15 protein-coding genes, 1 tRNA gene and 1 pseudogene are annotated in these 16,701 nt (G+C 53.8%); 7 read left to right on the forward strand and 10 right to left on the reverse strand.

From position 1 onward, the window contains the following. Window positions 1-31 precede the first annotated feature (31 nt). From DW189_RS09195 to DW189_RS09210, 4 genes are all read right to left on the reverse strand, one after another. Window positions 32-2,116 (reverse strand): ATP-binding protein, encoded by a 2,085-nt coding sequence (locus DW189_RS09195; protein ID WP_117507702.1) that lies wholly within the window; start codon window positions 2,114-2,116, stop codon window positions 32-34. Window positions 2,117-2,223: 107 nt separating this feature from the next. Further along, window positions 2,224-3,237 (reverse strand): relaxase/mobilization nuclease domain-containing protein, encoded by a 1,014-nt coding sequence (locus DW189_RS09200; RefSeq protein WP_162508136.1) that lies wholly within the window; start codon window positions 3,235-3,237, stop codon window positions 2,224-2,226. After that, window positions 3,168-3,602 carry a relaxase/mobilization nuclease domain-containing protein gene (locus DW189_RS09205; protein ID WP_117507706.1) on the reverse strand — a complete coding sequence of 145 codons (435 nt, stop codon included), beginning with the start codon at window positions 3,600-3,602 and terminating at the stop codon, window positions 3,168-3,170. The genes DW189_RS09200 and DW189_RS09205 overlap by 70 nt, the downstream gene beginning before the upstream one ends. Window positions 3,603-3,671: 69 nt before the next feature. Next, on the reverse strand, window positions 3,672-4,058 hold the full coding sequence (locus tag DW189_RS09210; protein ID WP_117507708.1) for a plasmid mobilization protein: 387 nt from the start codon (window positions 4,056-4,058) through the stop codon (window positions 3,672-3,674). A 1,184-nt stretch (window positions 4,059-5,242) separates the two neighbouring features. Here DW189_RS09210 and DW189_RS09220 point away from each other — a divergent pair. The 3 genes from DW189_RS09220 to DW189_RS09230 all read left to right on the forward strand — a co-directional run bounded on the left by DW189_RS09220 (window position 5,243) and on the right by DW189_RS09230 (window position 6,581). Continuing rightward, window positions 5,243-5,410: a helix-turn-helix domain-containing protein gene (locus DW189_RS09220; protein ID WP_117507712.1), complete on the forward strand. Its 168-nt coding sequence runs from the start codon at window positions 5,243-5,245 to the stop codon at window positions 5,408-5,410. Window position 5,411: 1 nt separating this feature from the next. Continuing rightward, window positions 5,412-5,717 (forward strand): helix-turn-helix domain-containing protein, encoded by a 306-nt coding sequence (locus DW189_RS09225; protein ID WP_117507714.1) that lies wholly within the window; start codon window positions 5,412-5,414, stop codon window positions 5,715-5,717. Window positions 5,718-5,867: 150 nt separating this feature from the next. Then, window positions 5,868-6,581, forward strand: a complete 714-nt coding sequence (locus DW189_RS09230) for a hypothetical protein (RefSeq protein ID WP_117507715.1) — start codon at window positions 5,868-5,870, stop codon at window positions 6,579-6,581. On the opposite strand, the gene DW189_RS09235 is transcribed toward DW189_RS09230, so the two are convergent. From DW189_RS09235 to DW189_RS09250, 4 genes are all read right to left on the reverse strand, one after another. Next, entirely contained in the window at window positions 6,578-7,795 is a 1,218-nt protein-coding gene (locus DW189_RS09235) for a site-specific integrase (RefSeq protein ID WP_117507717.1), read from the reverse strand. The two genes, DW189_RS09230 and DW189_RS09235, sit on opposite strands and share 4 nt — an antisense overlap. Before the next feature lie 320 nt (window positions 7,796-8,115). After that, window positions 8,116-8,188: transfer RNA gene (locus tag DW189_RS09240), tRNA-Gly, on the reverse strand. Window positions 8,189-8,410: 222 nt separating this feature from the next. Continuing rightward, on the reverse strand, window positions 8,411-9,682 hold the full coding sequence (locus DW189_RS09245; protein ID WP_117507718.1) for an aminotransferase class I/II-fold pyridoxal phosphate-dependent enzyme: 1,272 nt from the start codon (window positions 9,680-9,682) through the stop codon (window positions 8,411-8,413). A gap of 181 nt (window positions 9,683-9,863) precedes the next feature. Next, a complete protein-coding gene (locus DW189_RS09250) occupies window positions 9,864-11,027 on the reverse strand; it encodes a dicarboxylate/amino acid:cation symporter (RefSeq protein WP_117507719.1) in 1,164 nt (387 codons plus the stop codon). Window positions 11,028-11,158: 131 nt separating this feature from the next. On the opposite strand from DW189_RS09250, the gene DW189_RS09255 reads away from it, so the two are divergent. Genes DW189_RS09255 through DW189_RS09265 form a run of 3 tightly spaced genes read left to right on the forward strand, consistent with a single transcriptional unit; the run spans window position 11,159 to window position 13,478 of the window. Then, window positions 11,159-11,932 (forward strand): radical SAM protein, encoded by a 774-nt coding sequence (locus tag DW189_RS09255; protein ID WP_117507721.1) that lies wholly within the window; start codon window positions 11,159-11,161, stop codon window positions 11,930-11,932. 13 nt (window positions 11,933-11,945) lie between these two features. Beyond that, a complete protein-coding gene (locus DW189_RS09260) occupies window positions 11,946-12,713 on the forward strand; it encodes an immunoglobulin-like domain-containing protein (RefSeq protein ID WP_022333943.1) in 768 nt (255 codons plus the stop codon). Between the two features lie 9 nt (window positions 12,714-12,722). Further along, window positions 12,723-13,478 carry a YaaA family protein gene (locus DW189_RS09265; protein WP_117507723.1) on the forward strand — a complete coding sequence of 252 codons (756 nt, stop codon included), beginning with the start codon at window positions 12,723-12,725 and terminating at the stop codon, window positions 13,476-13,478. A 92-nt stretch (window positions 13,479-13,570) separates the two neighbouring features. Here the strand turns inward: DW189_RS09265 and DW189_RS14625 are convergent. Together DW189_RS14625 and dxs are read right to left on the reverse strand one after the other, a co-directional pair. After that, window positions 13,571-13,651: pseudogene (locus tag DW189_RS14625) on the reverse strand (lipocalin family protein); the annotation flags it as partial. A gap of 171 nt (window positions 13,652-13,822) precedes the next feature. Then, window positions 13,823-15,703 (reverse strand): 1-deoxy-D-xylulose-5-phosphate synthase, encoded by a 1,881-nt coding sequence (gene dxs / locus DW189_RS09275; protein ID WP_117507915.1) that lies wholly within the window; start codon window positions 15,701-15,703, stop codon window positions 13,823-13,825. A 290-nt stretch (window positions 15,704-15,993) separates the two neighbouring features. Here dxs and pyrH point away from each other — a divergent pair, with 290 nt between their 5' ends. After that, a complete protein-coding gene (pyrH, locus tag DW189_RS09280; RefSeq protein ID WP_018696252.1) occupies window positions 15,994-16,701 on the forward strand; it encodes a UMP kinase in 708 nt (235 codons plus the stop codon).

Raw genomic sequence — 16,701 nt, forward strand, 5'->3', positions numbered from 1 at the left:
TTCTTTATATTAGTAGGATACGTTTCTGATTTCAATCAATACCTAATTTGTCGAATAAAATTCTGTTGCGTTTTTTTGCATTTGTGACTACTTTTTCGAATGGTATAACTTCTATATAAGCAGAATAATACTCTGATTTAAAGTAAAAATAGCCTTGCCCATCAGGCATTGGCTTGAACTCTCTTTTTTTCAATATTTTTTCGAAAGACTTGGTAATGTCACAAACAATATAAACATAGAACGGAGTATTAGTATCGACTATAATTTTTCTTCCTCGCCGGTTAGTTACCTTGCCCTCTAATAGTTCTTCAATATATGTTTCGACTTGATCCAAAGGATTATGCTTCGGATCATTATCTATATAATTATTCCGTTGTGGCTTTTTGAACTCAACTATAGTAAAAGAGTTATATGGCCCAGATTCATCCTCCGTAAAAGCAATAGCATCATTAAAAATCAGTAGGTCTGGCCTGTCTGTACTCTTGGAATCAAGTTGTTGTATAGATTCAAATGTTTTGTCTGAAGACAAAAAAGAATGGTATGCAAGACGTTCATCCAATAACCATAAGTTTTGTTTGTTAAATGGGACTTCATCCGAACTAGTTCGAATTGGAAAAAATATACTATGAATAATATCTTCGTTCGTAAATGTATCTTCGTCTGTTTTCCCTATTAATTCATCCAGTAATTCAATCACAGCTTTTCTGTGTACGACATATCTTGCTAGTTCAGATTTGCCTACATCATTGAATTCTGTTAAGAATTGGTCGTATTTTTCTTTATATTCACTTAATGTTGTGACATCTTTTTTCTCTTCAAGCAAAGCGATGCACTTTTCCTTTACCTCTAATTTCCAGTCGGATGCAATTTTGTATAATTCAATATCTAGTTTCTCCGGTGAGAGATTCGGTGATAATAATTTCACCTTATCGCCTTTATAATGTACAACGCTTTTATATTGAGGCATGGTCTCATCGATCACAGGCATATATTTTTTTATTTTTTCTGCCCGAACTTTTTCCAGATAATCTGCAAGTAACTTTTCGATTGTTTTGATTGCCTCCCGCCGTATCTTTGCTAGCGAGGCATCCGTTGAATTATCATCTTCGTCATCCTCAATGTCATTATCATTGCCTAAATTGAAACTTGTGCGCTCTATATCAACATGTTCATCGAGTAGGGCTCCTATTACAAATGCTTGGTAATAAAACCCGTCTTCACCCTCCTTCTCTTTGACTGAGAATTTACCTAAATCAATGATTTTATTATATAAGCCTTCGATCTTTACAGCTCTATTATGGGCACAAAAGATTAGTTTATGACTTTGTGCCTTATATGATTTTGTAAGAATGACTTTGAATTCGTTCCAAGCAACAAAAAAGCTACTTTCTTGTATACCTTTAATATACTCATTTTCAAATAATAAATTCAAATCAACACTAACGGAATTTTGGTTGTGAATTGTAATTTTTGGGGCTTCCCTATTCAAGAAAAATAATTGAAAATGAGTGACAATCTCTCTCGATATTTCAACTATATCAGTAGGCGTGTATTTTTTATTATCTCTATATTCGGGTCGAAAGCCAACTAAAGAAATGGTTGTCTTTCGCTCTTGTGATACATTTTCCTGCTCAATGTAGTTTTCAAACCCTTGTGGAGTCGGGACAAAAGAGAATGAGCGGTAGTTATTATGACCGTTTTCGTAGTATATACTTTTAACAGACATTGATTTGAATGCCTTCAAACAGACAAACCGACCAACTCCTTTTCCGCCGATTTCTCTTTTATGGTCGGTATCGGCCTCGGCAAAAAAGTTCAGATTATCATTGGTAAAGCCTATGCCATTATCTGTAACTTCAAATGAATCAATCGAGTATCTATCTAAACCATCTCCAAATGTTGAAAACAAATCTTCTTCAGCACCATACCTAATAATTTTAATATTAATTTTGGCATCTTTGAAATCCAAAACTTCGGCATCTACAGCTTCCTTGATTGAATGAATAGCATTGCTTACTACTTCAAAAAGAGGCAATAAAGGCTTTGTACGAGGTAAATTTGTATTCTTAACCTTATTAGCAATATTACATTTAGGAGTTAACAGGCTTGTATTCATATCTGAATCGCAATTATTTGAAACAAATATAATAAATGAATTTTACTATTTTGCATTTAAAAGATCTAATTATAGATGGCGTCCTCGTTTTTTAGGTGATATTGTAATCACCTGCGGCCTCGGTTTTGCTGCTGTTCCGGTTTCACCTGCGGCTTTGTGTCGGGCTTCGCCTCTTGCGGCTGTTGCACGGATAATACGCACTCGGACAGCATATCTTTCTGTCCGGACTTTGCTTCCACCCCGAACCGGGAGCGGTAAACCGTTCCGTCCTGCCTGCGGAACGCCTTAATCAACCCTTGTTCGGAATACAACTGTTTCTGTTCCTGCACCGTCAGCCGACAGCCTTTTATCGCCGTAACCAATTCACGGGTAAAGGCTTCATCCCTGCGGCGCAGGGCGATAAGAGTGTATTGCAACCCGCCTGCATTGTCGAACCAGTATTCGCGCAGCATATTTGCATCGCTCCGGCGAACGATTATCCGCAGCATCCGGTTCTCCTGCAACTGCCGCCATTGCTCCTGCGTAAAGCGCGTACCGCCGATTTCGACCTGCTGCGGCGCGGAGGGCTTCAGTACGGCTGAAACCGGTTGTATCTGCCGCGACTGTTGCAGGCGGGGTGTTTCTTCCCGTTTGACCTGCGGCGGTTGCGGCTTTTCTGCTTTCCGCGGCTTCGGCGTTGTGTTGCGTTCCTGCTCCCGCCGTCTTTCCCGCATGTATTTGATTTCCTCGTCGGCTGCTTCCCGTGCCAACGTCTCGACCCGTTCGCGGATCATCTTCGACAATCCGGCATAGCTGAATTTGCGGTCTACTTGCGAGCCTTTGAATGTCAGTCCGTCTTTGGTAAAGGTTACGCCCTGAACCGCTTTCTTCGGGTCGTTACCCCGGTGGATGAACTGCATGCCGATCCCCTGCCGTTTCAGCTTGGCCGACAGGTCGGCGATCCGGTCGCATTTGGGCAGGATGCGGGTTATGGCGTCGAACACCTCCTGCCGCACTTTATCCGCTCCGTGCAGCCGTTCGGTCTTTATGTTCTGCCTACCGTTGGAGAATGTCAGCCCGTATCGGCGTTTAAGCTGTTTGCAGACTTTGACGTTCCGGCGGCGTTCGTTCTTATCCGCCACAAGCGTCCGGCGTATTTCACCCGGTTGTAGATAATATGCAGGTGGGGATGTTCCGTGTCGTTGTGCCGGGCGACGATATACTGCGTATCGGCAATACCCATGCACTCCATGTAGGCCGCCGCCAGTTCCCGCATCCGCTCGTCGGTCAGCGTCGGCGCATCGTCCCGGTGGAACGACAGCGAGATATGCCCCACGACCTTTGCGATCTCCCGGCGGGCCTTGCGCTGGAAGTTGAAGTCGTCGATTATCGACCGGATGCCTTCGGTATCTACCCCGTCGCTCTCCAGCAGGCGGGCTTTCTCTTTCCTGAGGACATACTCGACGGCTCCGCCGAACGATTTGCCCGTTACGATTTTTCCTATCATTGTATGGGTGATTTCTACGTGTGATTGATTTCAACCGCTGAAACCAATCAGCGACAGCGTGATTTCAGACTACGGTTGATTTCTTCCTCTGCTTGATTCAGTCTTACGTTTCAATCGGTTTATAGTCTGGTTATAAAACCGGATGATCCGCATTAGTTCCGCTTCCCGCGTTGCGGCTCCTGCGGCATTCTGGACTTTGGCAAGCTGGTTCAGGTTGTTCTTCTCGCGGGTCAGTTCGGCGACGAGGCCCAGTTCTTCGGGGCTGGCCGGGGCGATGATCTTTCCGGCAAGCACCATTTGCCGGGCATATTCCGACAGGGTCAGCCTGCCTTTCGCTGCGCTTTGTTGCAGGGTTTGCATCTGGGCGGCCGTTACGCGGAAACGGACGGTTTCGGAGTGCTTTGCGGAGGCGGTTTTGGGCGGTCTGCCGCCCTTGTTCTTTCGGTTCTCGGCCATGTGCGAACCCGTGTTAGTTCAGCGCATGGCCGCACGTCCGACCGCTGCCGGATGACCGAGTAAAACGAGTGGAGCAGGCACGGTCGTAAACCCGCGTCGCAGACGCCCCGAATCCCAAGCCCGCGGCGACCGCAGGGAGCGGCGGGCGTTTCGGAATGCGACCCGTGCCGGGAGCAGTCCGAATGGGATGGCCTCGCAGAGCAAGGTTGTTTGAAGTGGTCGCAAAAAACGTCGGAGACGAATTTTTGTGGCACGAAAACACAACCTTGCTTCCTCCCGTTTCGGGAGCGGTCGATGCCGGGGCCGAAGCCCCGGACACGGCCCGCCGAAGCTGGCCCGCAAGACCCGCCGGATATAGTCGGCGGAGGCTTAGGGCGGCAAAGGCGGGACGTATCGCATCGACGCTCACGCAAAGGCGCAGGCGGACAGATCGGGAAAGTCAGTACCCCGAAAGGTGGAAGATCAGAAAGCTGATTTCAGGGCGGGCGGCTCTTCACGACAGGCGGAAGATCGCCGGAGCAGGATGGATGGTTCGAGTGGTCATAAATACGTCGGATTTTAAGGTTTGCGGCGAAGATAATACACAATTTGCCAATCTGTTACACGCCTGATATTATTGCGCCCTGCTGCGCGGAACTGCTCCGTAGTATGGACAAAACCTCCGGATGTTGGATTTTGGCACTGATACCCCGAAACTGCGGCTGATTTTGTCCGGTTTTCGGGGTCAATTAGCACCGTTCATAACCGTTCACTCCCCGGACAGCACCAAGTCGGGACGCTGCCCTTATCTTGTCGCCAAGTTTGCAGGAACGCCGAGGGGAGAGGCCGGGAGTTATGCCGCGGAATCCGCCCGATTCATGGGGCCAATTAGGGCGAATGAGGGAGAACGAGGGCGTAAACAGCATCAAAACAACGGGACGTTCCTTATATTGCCGCCGGATTTGCAATAGAGAACGAGGGCGGACGGTCTGGAACGGTCTGGAGCGGCCATGTATCCGGAAACTTTCGGTTCGGTATTACCTTGCAAACGAAATTTATTATTAACCTATTCAATTCAAATTTCTATGACAAGTATTTGTATGGACGAGCGCGTATGAAGAACGCTCACAGAACGGCTGAAAACATTGGCTGCTCAATCACAACGAACCGGGAAGCGTTATAACCCGCCGTCGCCCGACGGCTGACTGGACGGGCCGGAGGTTTGTCAGCGATTGCGGATTTCCAAGCGCACGCTCCAAAGCTACCGCGACAAGCGGGTACTGCCCTATTCGAATGTCGGCGGTAAGTTCTTCTATCGGGAAACCGACGTAACCGGGTTTCTGCGGGCGCGGACAATCAGAAAAGGGGTGTAGCATGGAATCGGACTATTTAACGATGGAGAGCGAGGAAGTCCGGGAGTTGCTCGCTATGATCGACCGGGCCGAAGAAACCCTGCAACTGGCTGCTGCGAACTATCAGCCATTAATAGGCTCGGAACGCTATCTTACTGGGGAGGAAGTTTGCGAATACCTGCACATCTCGCCCCGAACCTTGCAGACGCTCCGCGATACGCGGCAGATACCGTTTGTCGCAATAAGCGGGCGCAACATCCTCTATCCCGAATCGGCAATTCGGGAAATGCTGACAAAGAATTACAAACCAACCTATCACCCGCAATAGGTCGGAGTGTGTAAACGTAAAGGCGGGGCGCGTTAGGGATCATTCCGAATCCCGTGCGCCCCGCCTTTCTTGTTATCCCTTTTTATATTGCTATTTATTGCATTGGGCAGAATATTATTAACTTTGTTTTGATTAATAATTCCTAAGGATATGAAGAAAATCAAAAAGCGGTCTCAATACCGTTCAACTATCCGGCTCGATTTGACCTTGTATGCAAGCGTTAGTTTTATATTTGTAGTGGTTTATGAAATTTGGCTAATCCACATACCTGCGATTTTTCCCTCTGCCGATAGTATTGGCAAAATATTTAACATGCTGCTTTCCGGTTACTTACTTGCTTATCTAATTTATCTGGTAGATCACCATGCAGAAGAGATGAGAGCTTTTCGCAAGATATATCCTATTGTTGGGCAACATATTGTCGATATTATCAATACCGGAAAAGGAATAATTCATAATATGGCAAATGTACAAAATATCAATGAAATTGCCGATTATCCTGATAAGAAAACCGTATTCCAAATTTTCGACAATCTAAAGCTCGGTGATAGGACTGCCCCTATGGTAGATAGCAAAAATCTAAAGAATCTTACTTGGATAGAATACATTTCGTATGTAAATTTATATAATAGGCAAAATATTATGGCTATCTTTTTTTTCGAGAAGTATATAGATGCAGAATTAATGGCAATCTTATCCAAGATACGCGGTTGCTTTTTTATGTCCATTTTTGATAATCCAATAATTGATCGAATGAAGAATGACGGCGGTAATTTTGCATTTATGTATGAGGAGTTTTTGGATTTGATTCATCAACTTGACAATTATTATAAGAAGCACATCGCTTTATTTTCTAAAATCTAATTTAACAGACTTCCGAATTTCTGCATCTCCCGGCCTATCAAGCCCTCCGAGAATTTCGCGTAATGCCGGGTCATATTCGTATTGGTATGGCCTAAAATCTTCGCCAGCACATCTATCGGCATTCCGTACTCCACGGCAAGGCAGGCGAACGTATGCCGGGCGACGTGCGTTGTCAGCGTCTTGTCGATATTGCAGATGCCCGCCAGCTCTTTCAGGTATGCGTTCATCTTCGAATTGCTCGGTACAGGTAACATCTTTCCGCGCTGTCGGCAATTCGGGTCGTGCTCGTACTTTCGCAGAAGTTTCACCGGATGCGGCAACAAGGGGATGCGGCTCATTACGGCGGTTTTCTCGCGGGGCTTGTGAATCCACAACTGCCCGCTATCATCCACGCTGATATGCTCCGGGCGCAGGTGGTCGGCATCCGTAAAGGCTAATCCCGAGCAGCAGAACGCGAACACGTCCCGGATGCGTTCTATCCGTTCGTTCGGCATAGGTTTGTTTATCAAAACATCCAATTCCACTTTGGTCAGGTGGTCTTTGGACTTGTTGTGTTCGGGTTTCAGTTTGTAGTACTGAAACGGATTCTTTTCGATCCACTCGTTGCGGATAGCATACAGCATAAAGTTTTTAAGACAGCACAACAGATTGACCGCACCGTTGGTCTTGCAGTTATGGGCCGTCTGGATAAAGGTGTTCAGTCCGTCGAGGTACTCGTAATTAACCATATCCAGCGGAATATCTTCCTTTTTGTATTGCGCCTGCATATACTCTTTCAGGTAGCGAAGCAGACGGTGATACTTGTTTGCCGTGAGTTGGGTGATCCGTGTTCCGACCTCTTTCTGCCGTTTGTCGCAATATTTCCCGAACTCGGCAAGAAACAGACGCGCATTGCCCGCGGGGTTTTCAAGACGGTGTTTGATAGCAAAGCACGTCGGCTCTTTGCCCTCCTTGATTAATTGGTCATAGGCCGCGAGGACATTGGCCCGGTAACTGGCGACGATGCTGTTGATCTGTTGGTCTACCTCGTCTTTGTAGAGCGACCGTTCAAGCCGTTGATTCCAACGCTCCGGTTCGATTTGGCATCGCGTGTAAATCTCCGTAGCCGTGCCGCAGATCTTGATGCGTACATAGATCGGGGCCTTGCCCTTTTTCGTTACTTTGGTTTTCTTGCAGAAGAAAACCACGCTGAAAGTTCGCCGAGCCGAGGGCATAGCCGAACTTGTTCGAGCTATGCCGAGGCGAGAATGAACTTCAACTTTGTTGAAAGTCTTTCTTTCCATACTGCTGTAAATAGTTTGTTAGTAATACGTTTACAGCATAGAATTGTTGCGTGGCAAAAAGCTGATAATTAATGCAATAACTTACATTAGTGACCTATTTTAGGTTCGAGCGAAACAGGTCACCGATAAGGTCGTAAAAACCTGCATTCCGTTGCTTTTTTCGGCTTCATCCTAAAAACGAAAAAACCTTACATATCATTGATACATAAGGTTTTTGCTCTTTATTACCGCCTCTTTCTCAAGGCTCCCGGAGCGGAAAACGAGACTCGAACTCGCGACCCCAACCTTGGCAAGGTTGTGCTCTACCAACTGAGCTATTTCCGCAATATGTTTTTCGGCCTGCGAAAAGGCTTTCACCCCTCCTCTTGGCATCCGAAACTCGCGTTTCGGGATTGCAAATATAAACTGAAAAATCTATTCTGCAAAATTTTCCGGCAAATTTTGTCGCAAAACGATGTCCCCGGCCTTCGGAAAAGCCGGGGACACTGTATGGGAAACCCTTATATCCGGGCGGCGGAATGAACCGTCCTGCCGGGAAGCGGGGAATTAACGAACAAGAAAACCTTCGTCGGCACGCTCCGGGATGGGCAGTTTGGCATAAATACCGTCCTGGAGCTTGCTGCGTACGGCCTTGAACGCCTCGATGGTGACATTCACGTCCTCGAGGGTATGGACTGCGGTCGGGATGATGCGCAGGATGATCTCGCCTTTCGGGATTACGGGGTAAACGACCATCGAACAGAAGATGCCGTGGTTCTCACGCAGGTCGACGACCAGGTTCGTAGCCTCGGGGATGCCGCCCTTCAGGAACACGGGCGTCACGGGCGAATTGGTCACGCCGATCTCGAAGCCGTTCTCTTTGAGGCTGTTTTGCAACACGCGTACGATCTCCCAGAGTTTCTGCTGGTATTCGGGGTGGTTGCGGATCAGCTCCAGGCGTTTCAGGGCACCGATAACCATCGGCATCGGGAGCGACTTGGCGTAAAGCTGCGAACGCATGTTGTAACGCAGCAGGTTGATCAGCCAGCGGGGGCCGCAGACGAATGCACCGATACCGGCCATCGACTTGGCAAAGGTGTTGAACAGCACGTCTACGCCGTCCACTACGCCGAAATGCGACGCCGTACCGCGGCCGCCCTCACCCATCGTACCGAAGCCGTGGGCATCGTCGACCAGAAGGCGGAACTGGAAATCCTTTTTCAGGGCCACGATCTCGTCGAGCTTGCCCAGGTCGCCTTTCATGCCGAAGACACCCTCGGTGATCACGAGCACGCCGCCGTTCTGCTCTTCGGCCAGGTCGGTGGCATGCTGCAATTGCAGGCGCAGCGACTCCATGTCGTTGTGGCCGTATACGAAACGCTTGCCCTTGTGCAGGCGCAGGCCGTCGATGATGCAGGCATGCGCTTCGGCATCGTAGACCACCACGTCGCGCGGCGTCAGCAGGCAGTCGATGATCGAAATCATGCCCTGATAACCGAAGTTCAGCAGGAAGGCGTCCTCCTTGCCGACGAACTCGGCCAGTTCGCGCTCGAGACGCTCGTGGTAGACGGTCTGGCCGCTCATCATGCGGGCGCCCATCGGGGCCGCCATGCCGAACTGTGCGGCACCCTCGGCGTCGGCCTTGCGGACTTCGGGGTGGTTGGCCAGCCCGAGGTAATTGTTCAGACTCCAGTTGAGCATCTTCTTGCCCCGGAAAGTCATGTGGGGGCCGATATCGCCTTCCAGTTTGGGGAACGCGTAATAACCGTGGGCGTACGACATGTACTGACCGATGGGGCCACCTGCATTTTTCTCCAGGCGTGCAAAAATATCAACCATAAAATATTGTAATTTAATGTTTAAGTTTCCGTTTCGGACGCGCAAAAGTACAAAAAAACCTTTTAGCCATCAAAATTAGCCGTTTTTTATTCGGCAAGGGTACGCATTTATACTTATTTCCGGATATTTAATATGGAAAAAGGCCGCTTTCGGCGGCCCGGAGAAGAGTTTTGTTTATTTTTTATTTTTTCGAACGGCGGTCTATCGCATCGACGATCACCGCGACGGCACCGTCGCCCGTCACGTTGGTCGCCGTGCCGAAGCTGTCCATGGCGATGTAGGTGGCGATCATCAGCCCCGCAAGCGTCTCGTCGAACCCGAGCATCGACTCGAGCAATCCCAGCGCCGCCATGATCGCACCGCCCGGCACCCCCGGTGCGGCGATCATCGTCACCCCCAGCAGCAGAATGAACCCCGCGAAAGTCCCTGCCGGAATATCCAGCCCGCCCAGCATCGAAACGGCCAATGCACAGGCCACGATCTTCATCATCGACCCCGAAAGGTGGATCGTGGCACAGAGCGGTACGACGAACGACGCCAGCTGGGGGCGCACGCCGAGCCGGAGGGTCTGCGCCAGGGTCACGGGGATGGTGGCGGCCGACGATTGCGTGCCGAGCGCCGTGACATAGGCCGTAAGCATCGTACGGAGCATCCGCAGCGGGTTTTTGCGGGCAACGAGCCCGGCAATGGAGAACTGTGCGAGCAGCAGCACGACGGTCATGAAGAAGATCACCACGATCAGCTTCACGAAGACGCCCAGCACCCCGGCCACCTGCCCGGACTGGGTCATCGAAAGGAAGATTCCGAAGATATAGAAGGGCAGCAGCGGGATGATGACGCCCGCGATCACGCGGTCGATGATCGACTTGAAATCGTCCATCACCCCTTTGAGTTTCACGCTGTGCGTATAGGCCATCCCCAGCCCGAGTACGAAGGCCAGTACCAGCGCCGACATGACACCGAACAGGGGTGGCATCCCAACCGTGAAATAGGGTGCGGGGGCCGTTGCGGCCGCGTCGGGCAGCACGGCTGCGGCGCCTTCGAGCAATGCGGGGAACAGCGCCCGCCCCGTGAGGTAGGTGCCGAAGCCCGAGAAAAGGGTGAAGGCATAGGCCAGCGCCGCCGTGAGGGCCAGCAGGCGCCCGGCGTTGCGTCCCAGGTCGGCGATGCCCGGCGCCACCAGCCCGAGGATGAGCAACGGGATGACGAACGAAAGGAACTGGCCGAAAATATCATTGAACGTAAGGGCGATACGCGTCGCCCACACAGGGAAGAAAAAGCCGCAGCCGACCCCGAGGCCGATGGCCAGCACGACGCGCGGCAGCAATCCGAACCTGAATTTCATAAGGAATGGTTTTTGTAAAGGTAGAAAAATATTTCCGTTTTAGCTATCTTCGGCTTTGCCTCAGACAGGCGGCGCCCCGGCAAAATGCAAGTAAACTTGCTTTTGCCCCCGGCATATACTATCTTTGTGGTATGACTTCATTATTCCATGACATCATCTTCGGCCCGGTACATTCGCGGCGGCTGGGACTCTCGCTGGGGGTCAACCTCCTGCCCACCGAGTCGAAACTCTGCTCGTTCGACTGCATCTACTGCGAATGCGGCTGGAATGCCGAGCATCCCGGCGCGCGGCGCTTCAACACCCGCGAAGACGTCCGCACACAGCTCGCAGCGACGCTGCGGCGCATGGTGGCCGACGGCACCCCGCCCGACGTCATCACCTTCGCCGGCAACGGCGAGCCGACGATGCACCCCGAATTCGAAGCCGTGATCGGCGACACGATCGCCCTGCGCGACGAGCTGTGCCCCTCGGCCAGGGTTTCCGTGCTTTCGAACGCCACGCAGCTCCACCGCGAGGGCGTGCGCCGTGCCCTTCGCAGCGTGGACAACAACATCCTCAAGCTCGATTCGGCCTTCGACGCCACGGCACGCCTGATAAACAATCCCCAGAGCCCGGCCTATTCCGTACGGAGGGTCGTCGATCAGATGAAAGGCTTCGACGGGCACCTGACCGTGCAGACGATGTTCCTGCGCGGGGAGTTCGACGGGCAGCGGGTCGACAACACCACCGAAGAGGAGGTCGCGGCATGGCTGCGCCTGATCGGCGAAATCCGCCCGCGGCAGGTCATGGTCTACTCGCTCGACCGCGACACCCCGTGCCGGACGCTCGAAAAGGTGCCGCGCGAGGAGTTGCGGGCCATCGCCACCCGCGTCGAGGCGCTCGGCATCCCCTGTTCCGTAGCATAAACCGCACCGCACCATGAAACACCTCCTGCTGCTCCTGTCGCTTGCGGCCGGCTGTACGGCCGCCGCACAGAAGCGCCCCGCAACGGGCGGACTGTCCGCTTTACAGGACAGCATCTGGCAGTGGGCGGCAGACAACAAGGCTACCGATCCGGTCGCAAACGCCATCTACGCATCGGCGGTCAACGAACCGGACGGGGTCATAGACGTACACATGATCCGTGCCGACACGGCGATGAAAGCCCGCTTCCGCCGCCGCGTGCACGACAGCCCCCTGATCCGGCTCCACGGGTTCGACCCCGACACGACACCCTATCCGCCCGCACCCGAAGGGGCTGCCCCGCCGGATGGGCTCACGATGGAGGCCGAATACGCATTTTATCCCGCCTGCACCGAACATATCCGGCTCACAATCCGCCACAAAGGCGATTCGACGGTATATTTCGGGAGCGACTACACCGTCTGCCGCTTCCAGCACGGACGGTGGGAAACGCTGCCCGTCGTCAATGCGTGGAACTCACTGCTGACCGGCATCGGGCCAAACAACCTGTCCCGCACCGAAGTACCGCATCCGGCACCGACCGCCGAATACACCTACGGGTTCACAGCCCGGCTCGCACCCCGCATCTACCCGGCCCGGTATGCGCGTTACCGTATCTGCAAACAGGTGTACAAGACCTGTCCATACCGTTCCTACCTGCTCACGACCGAGTTCACGGTGACGCCGTTCGTCCCGTTCACCCGCTTTGCGGAACCGGCGCAGGGGCAGGACATCCAATTTTGATCCACAGCCATGCAAATACTCCTTTCCTGCGCCAAAACGATGGCCGAAAACAAGCCGGCCGAAATCCCCCGAACGACCCTGCCGCGTTACGCCCGCGAGGCCGCGGAGCTGGCACTGCAGCTGGCGACGCTCACCACCGAAGAGCTGGAACGCATGCTGCGCACCAACCGGCAGATCGCCGCGACCAACCGCCGGCGTTACCGGCAGTTCCACGGCGAAGAGGCCCTCCCCGCGCTGCTGGCCTACACGGGCGTCGTATTCAGGCATATCGCCCCGGAGCGATTCACCCCCGGGGATTTCGAATACGCACAGCAGCACCTCAACATCACGTCGTTCCTCTACGGGCTGCTCCGGCCGCTGGACGCAATCCGCCGCTACCGGCTGGAAGGGGACGCCGTATTGCCGGGGCACGACGACCAAACGATGTTCGGGTACTGGCAGGGACGGCTGACGGAGGCCTTCCTCGAAAAAATCCATGCCGACGACGGCATCCTGGTCAACCTCGCCAGCAGCGAGATGAAGCGCCTGTTCGACTGGAAACGCATCCGCCGCGAAGCGCGTATCATCACGCCCGAATTCCGCATCCGTGAAGGCGACCGTCTGAAAACCATCGTGGTCTACACGAAAATGTGCCGCGGAGAGATGACGCGCCACCTCATCAGAAACCGGATTACGGATCCGGAAATGCTCAAAGAATTCGAATGGGAAGGGTTCCGCTTCGACGCCGCGCTCAGCCGGGGCGACGACTGGACGTTCACGATGTAACACGGCCGCAGGAAACCGAAGAAGAACCCTCCGGCTCAGTTTCATTGCCCCTGGTCGACGAACAGGAGCCTGTCCGTCCGGTAACCGCGTCGTTCGGCCAGCCCCCGTTCGAACGGATGGTCGTAGCGGGCGATCTCATACCAGGTGCCCATGTAGCGCGCCAGGTCGAACGACGGCACCGGAGTGCGGTCGGTACGGTCGGCGGCACGGCCGTATACCACGCCGATGACAAGCAGCGCAGCGGCCAATAATACGATCGCGATTTTCACTCCCCAAACGGTTTTTAGGGAGCACGTAACAGATTTTATGCCGCAGCACGGCAAACAGGAGCGGAAACGGCGGTTTTATTCCCCCGCAGCGAGCAGCGCCCGCAGGATACCTTCCTCGTCGTAACCGCAGAGGGCGTAGAGCTGAGCCGGGGTTCCGTGCTCGACCCACTCGTCGCCGATGCCCAGCGAGTGCACGGCCACCTCGCAGCCGCGGGCATTGAAAAATGCCGTGACGGCCTCGCCGACGCCCCCGCGCAGGGAACCGTCCTCGACCGTGACCACATGGCGGAACTTGGCACCGACCTCGGCCAGCAGGGCTTCGTCGAGCGGTTTGACGAAGCGCAGGTCGTAATGCGCCACGCTCACGCCCTTCTCCGCGGCGCGTTCCGCGGCACGGTCGGCAGCGTTGCCGACCGTCCCGACCGTCACCAGCGCCACGTCCGTACCTTCGCGGAGCCTCCGGCCCCGGCCGACGGGCAGCGCTTCGAAGGGAACGCCCCGCCACAGACGTCCCGCACCGTTGCCGCGCGGGTAGCGGATCATGAAGGGATGACCGTATTGCAGACCGGTATACATCATGTTGCGGAGTTCCAGTTCATCCATCGGCGCAGCGATCGTAAGTCCCGGCACGGCACCGAATGCAGCCATGTCGAAGACCCCGTGGTGGGTCACGCCGTCCTCGCCCACGATGCCGCCCCGGTCGAGGCACATCACCACGGGCAGATCCTGAATCGCGACGTCGTGGATCACATTGTCGTAAGCCCGCTGCATGAAAGACGAATAGATGTTGCAGAAAGGCACCATGCCCGCAGCGGCCATCCCCGCCGAGAAGGTCACGGCATGGCCCTCGGCGATACCCACGTCGAAGCAACGCGACGGCATGGCGTGCATGAGCATGTTCATCGAACAACCCGACGGCATGGCAGGCGTGACGCCCACGACCCGCGGGTCGAGCCCGGCCAGTTCGACGAGCGTCTCGCCGAAGACATCCTGGTAACGCGCCGCGGCGCCTGGCGAGGCGATCCGCTCGCCCGTATCGGGATTGAAACGTCCGGGGGCATGCCACGTGGACTGGTCGTGCTCGGCAGGCAGGTAGCCCTTGCCCTTCACGGTCATGACATGCAGCAACTTGGGCCCTTCGATGTCGCGCAATGCCCGAAGCGTGCGCACCAACTCCTTGAGGTTGTGGCCGTCGACGGGGCCGAAATAACGGAAATTGAAGCTCTCGAAGAGGTTGCTCTTGTTCAGCACCCCCTGTTTCACGGCGTTGCCCGCCTTTTGGCAGAGGCGCAGCAGGCGCGGCGTATGCGAAAGGATGCCCCACAACCGCTGCTTGAAACGGTTGTAATGCACCGACGTGGAGATTTTGAGCAGGTAGTTCTTCAATGCGCCGGTGGCCTGGTCGATGGCCATGTTGTTGTCATTGAGGATCACCAGGATATTGGTGCGTTTGCTGGCCCCGGCGTTGTTGAGCCCTTCGAACGCGAGGCCGCCGGTCATCGAACCGTCGCCGATGACGGCCACGACCTGGTGCCTCTCGCCCCGCATCTCGGCAGCCTTGGCCATGCCGAACGCCGCCGAAATCGACACCGAGGCATGCCCGCCCCCGAAAGCGTCGTAGGGGCTCTCGGACATGCGCGGAAAACCGCTGATGCCGCCCAGCAGGCGTTTGGTCTTGAACGCCTCGCGGCGCCCGGTGATAATCTTGTGGGCATAGGTCTGGTGCCCCACGTCCCAGACGATCTTGTCCGCGGGCGTATCGAAAACGTAGTGGAGTGCGGCGGCGAGTTCCACGCAGCCGAGGCTCGACGCCAGGTGCCCGGGATTTACCGAGCACTCGTCGATAATATAGCTGCGCAGCTCGTCGCAGTAGGTACGCAGTTCCTCCGCCGAGAGTTGCTTGAGGTCGCGGGGGGAATTTATTTTTCGGAGTAATTTGTATTCATCCAACGTCATGGCAGCACAAAGATAGCGCAAGGAGCGCGACAAACCAAACTTGTTTGAGTTTGTCCGAACCGCAGCCTATCTGAAACGAGGTTAAAGATAGCACAAGCCGAGCACAATGCCAAATTTATTCGGACATTGCCAAGGCGAAGCCTGTGTTCCGTAAAACAGCTCAGACCGGACATGGCGCCGTTTTTTTCCGGCATAGCCGCCATACCGCCTATTTTCTGTAAAGATAGTCATTCTTGCGTTTTTTTCAATAAAAATTTTTATCTTCGCGTTACGGTAAACCCCATCGTACAATGAAATACAAGCGAATACTACTGAAACTGAGCGGCGAATCGCTGCAAGGTTCGCAGAAATACGGGCTCTCCCCCGAAGTACTCCAGTCCTACGCCGAACAAATCAGGGCGGCTGCGGCCACAGGCGTCCAGATCGGCATCGTCATCGGCGGCGGCAACATTTTCCGCGGCCTCACGGGCGCAAAGAAAGGCTTCGACCGCGTGAAAGGCGACCAGATGGGCATGCTCGCCACGATCATTAACTCGCTGGCCCTGCAATCGGCCCTGGAGGACAACGGCGTGAAGGCCAAAGTCCTGACCTCGATCCGCATGGAGCCCATCGGCGAATACTACTCCAAGGCGCGTGCCATCGAATACCTCGAGGCGGGGTATGTGGTCATCATCGGCGGAGGCACGTCGAACCCCTATTTCACGACCGACTCGGCTTCGGCGCTGCGCGGCATCGAAATCGAGGCGGACGTGATGCTGAAGGGCACCCGCGTGGACGGCGTATACACGGCCGACCCCGAAAAAGACCCTGCGGCCGTCAAATTCGACGAAATAAGCTTCGAAGAGGTGCTCGACCGCCGGCTGAAAGTCATGGATCTCACGGCATTCACGCTCTGCCGCGAGAACGGACTGCAGATCATTGTCTTCGACATGGACACGCCGGGCAACCTCGGCAAGGTGCTTGCCGGGGAGAGGATCGGGACACTTGTAAAAAAATAA

This window comes from Alistipes sp. AM16-43 (assembly GCF_003435745.1).
GTDB lineage: Bacteria > Bacteroidota > Bacteroidia > Bacteroidales > Rikenellaceae > Alistipes > Alistipes onderdonkii.

What these genes read in the sequence shown, in the direction of transcription:
- DW189_RS09195 (WP_117507702.1), bottom strand. Translation starts at nt 2,116, where the DNA reads ATGAATACAAGCCTGTTAACTCCTAAATGTAATATTGCTAATAAGGTT.
- DW189_RS09205 (WP_117507706.1), bottom strand. Translation starts at nt 3,602, where the DNA reads ATGATAGGAAAAATCGTAACGGGCAAATCGTTCGGCGGAGCCGTCGAG.
- DW189_RS09210 (WP_117507708.1), bottom strand. Translation starts at nt 4,058, where the DNA reads ATGGCCGAGAACCGAAAGAACAAGGGCGGCAGACCGCCCAAAACCGCC.
- DW189_RS09225 (WP_117507714.1), top strand. Translation starts at nt 5,412, where the DNA reads ATGGAATCGGACTATTTAACGATGGAGAGCGAGGAAGTCCGGGAGTTG.
- DW189_RS09230 (WP_117507715.1), top strand. Translation starts at nt 5,868, where the DNA reads ATGAAGAAAATCAAAAAGCGGTCTCAATACCGTTCAACTATCCGGCTC.
- DW189_RS09235 (WP_117507717.1), bottom strand. Translation starts at nt 7,795, where the DNA reads ATGCCCTCGGCTCGGCGAACTTTCAGCGTGGTTTTCTTCTGCAAGAAA.
- DW189_RS09245 (WP_117507718.1), bottom strand. Translation starts at nt 9,682, where the DNA reads ATGGTTGATATTTTTGCACGCCTGGAGAAAAATGCAGGTGGCCCCATC.
- DW189_RS09250 (WP_117507719.1), bottom strand. Translation starts at nt 11,027, where the DNA reads ATGAAATTCAGGTTCGGATTGCTGCCGCGCGTCGTGCTGGCCATCGGC.
- DW189_RS09255 (WP_117507721.1), top strand. Translation starts at nt 11,159, where the DNA reads ATGACTTCATTATTCCATGACATCATCTTCGGCCCGGTACATTCGCGG.
- DW189_RS09260 (WP_022333943.1), top strand. Translation starts at nt 11,946, where the DNA reads ATGAAACACCTCCTGCTGCTCCTGTCGCTTGCGGCCGGCTGTACGGCC.
- DW189_RS09265 (WP_117507723.1), top strand. Translation starts at nt 12,723, where the DNA reads ATGCAAATACTCCTTTCCTGCGCCAAAACGATGGCCGAAAACAAGCCG.
- dxs (WP_117507915.1), bottom strand. Translation starts at nt 15,703, where the DNA reads ATGACGTTGGATGAATACAAATTACTCCGAAAAATAAATTCCCCCCGC.
- pyrH (WP_018696252.1), top strand. Translation starts at nt 15,994, where the DNA reads ATGAAATACAAGCGAATACTACTGAAACTGAGCGGCGAATCGCTGCAA.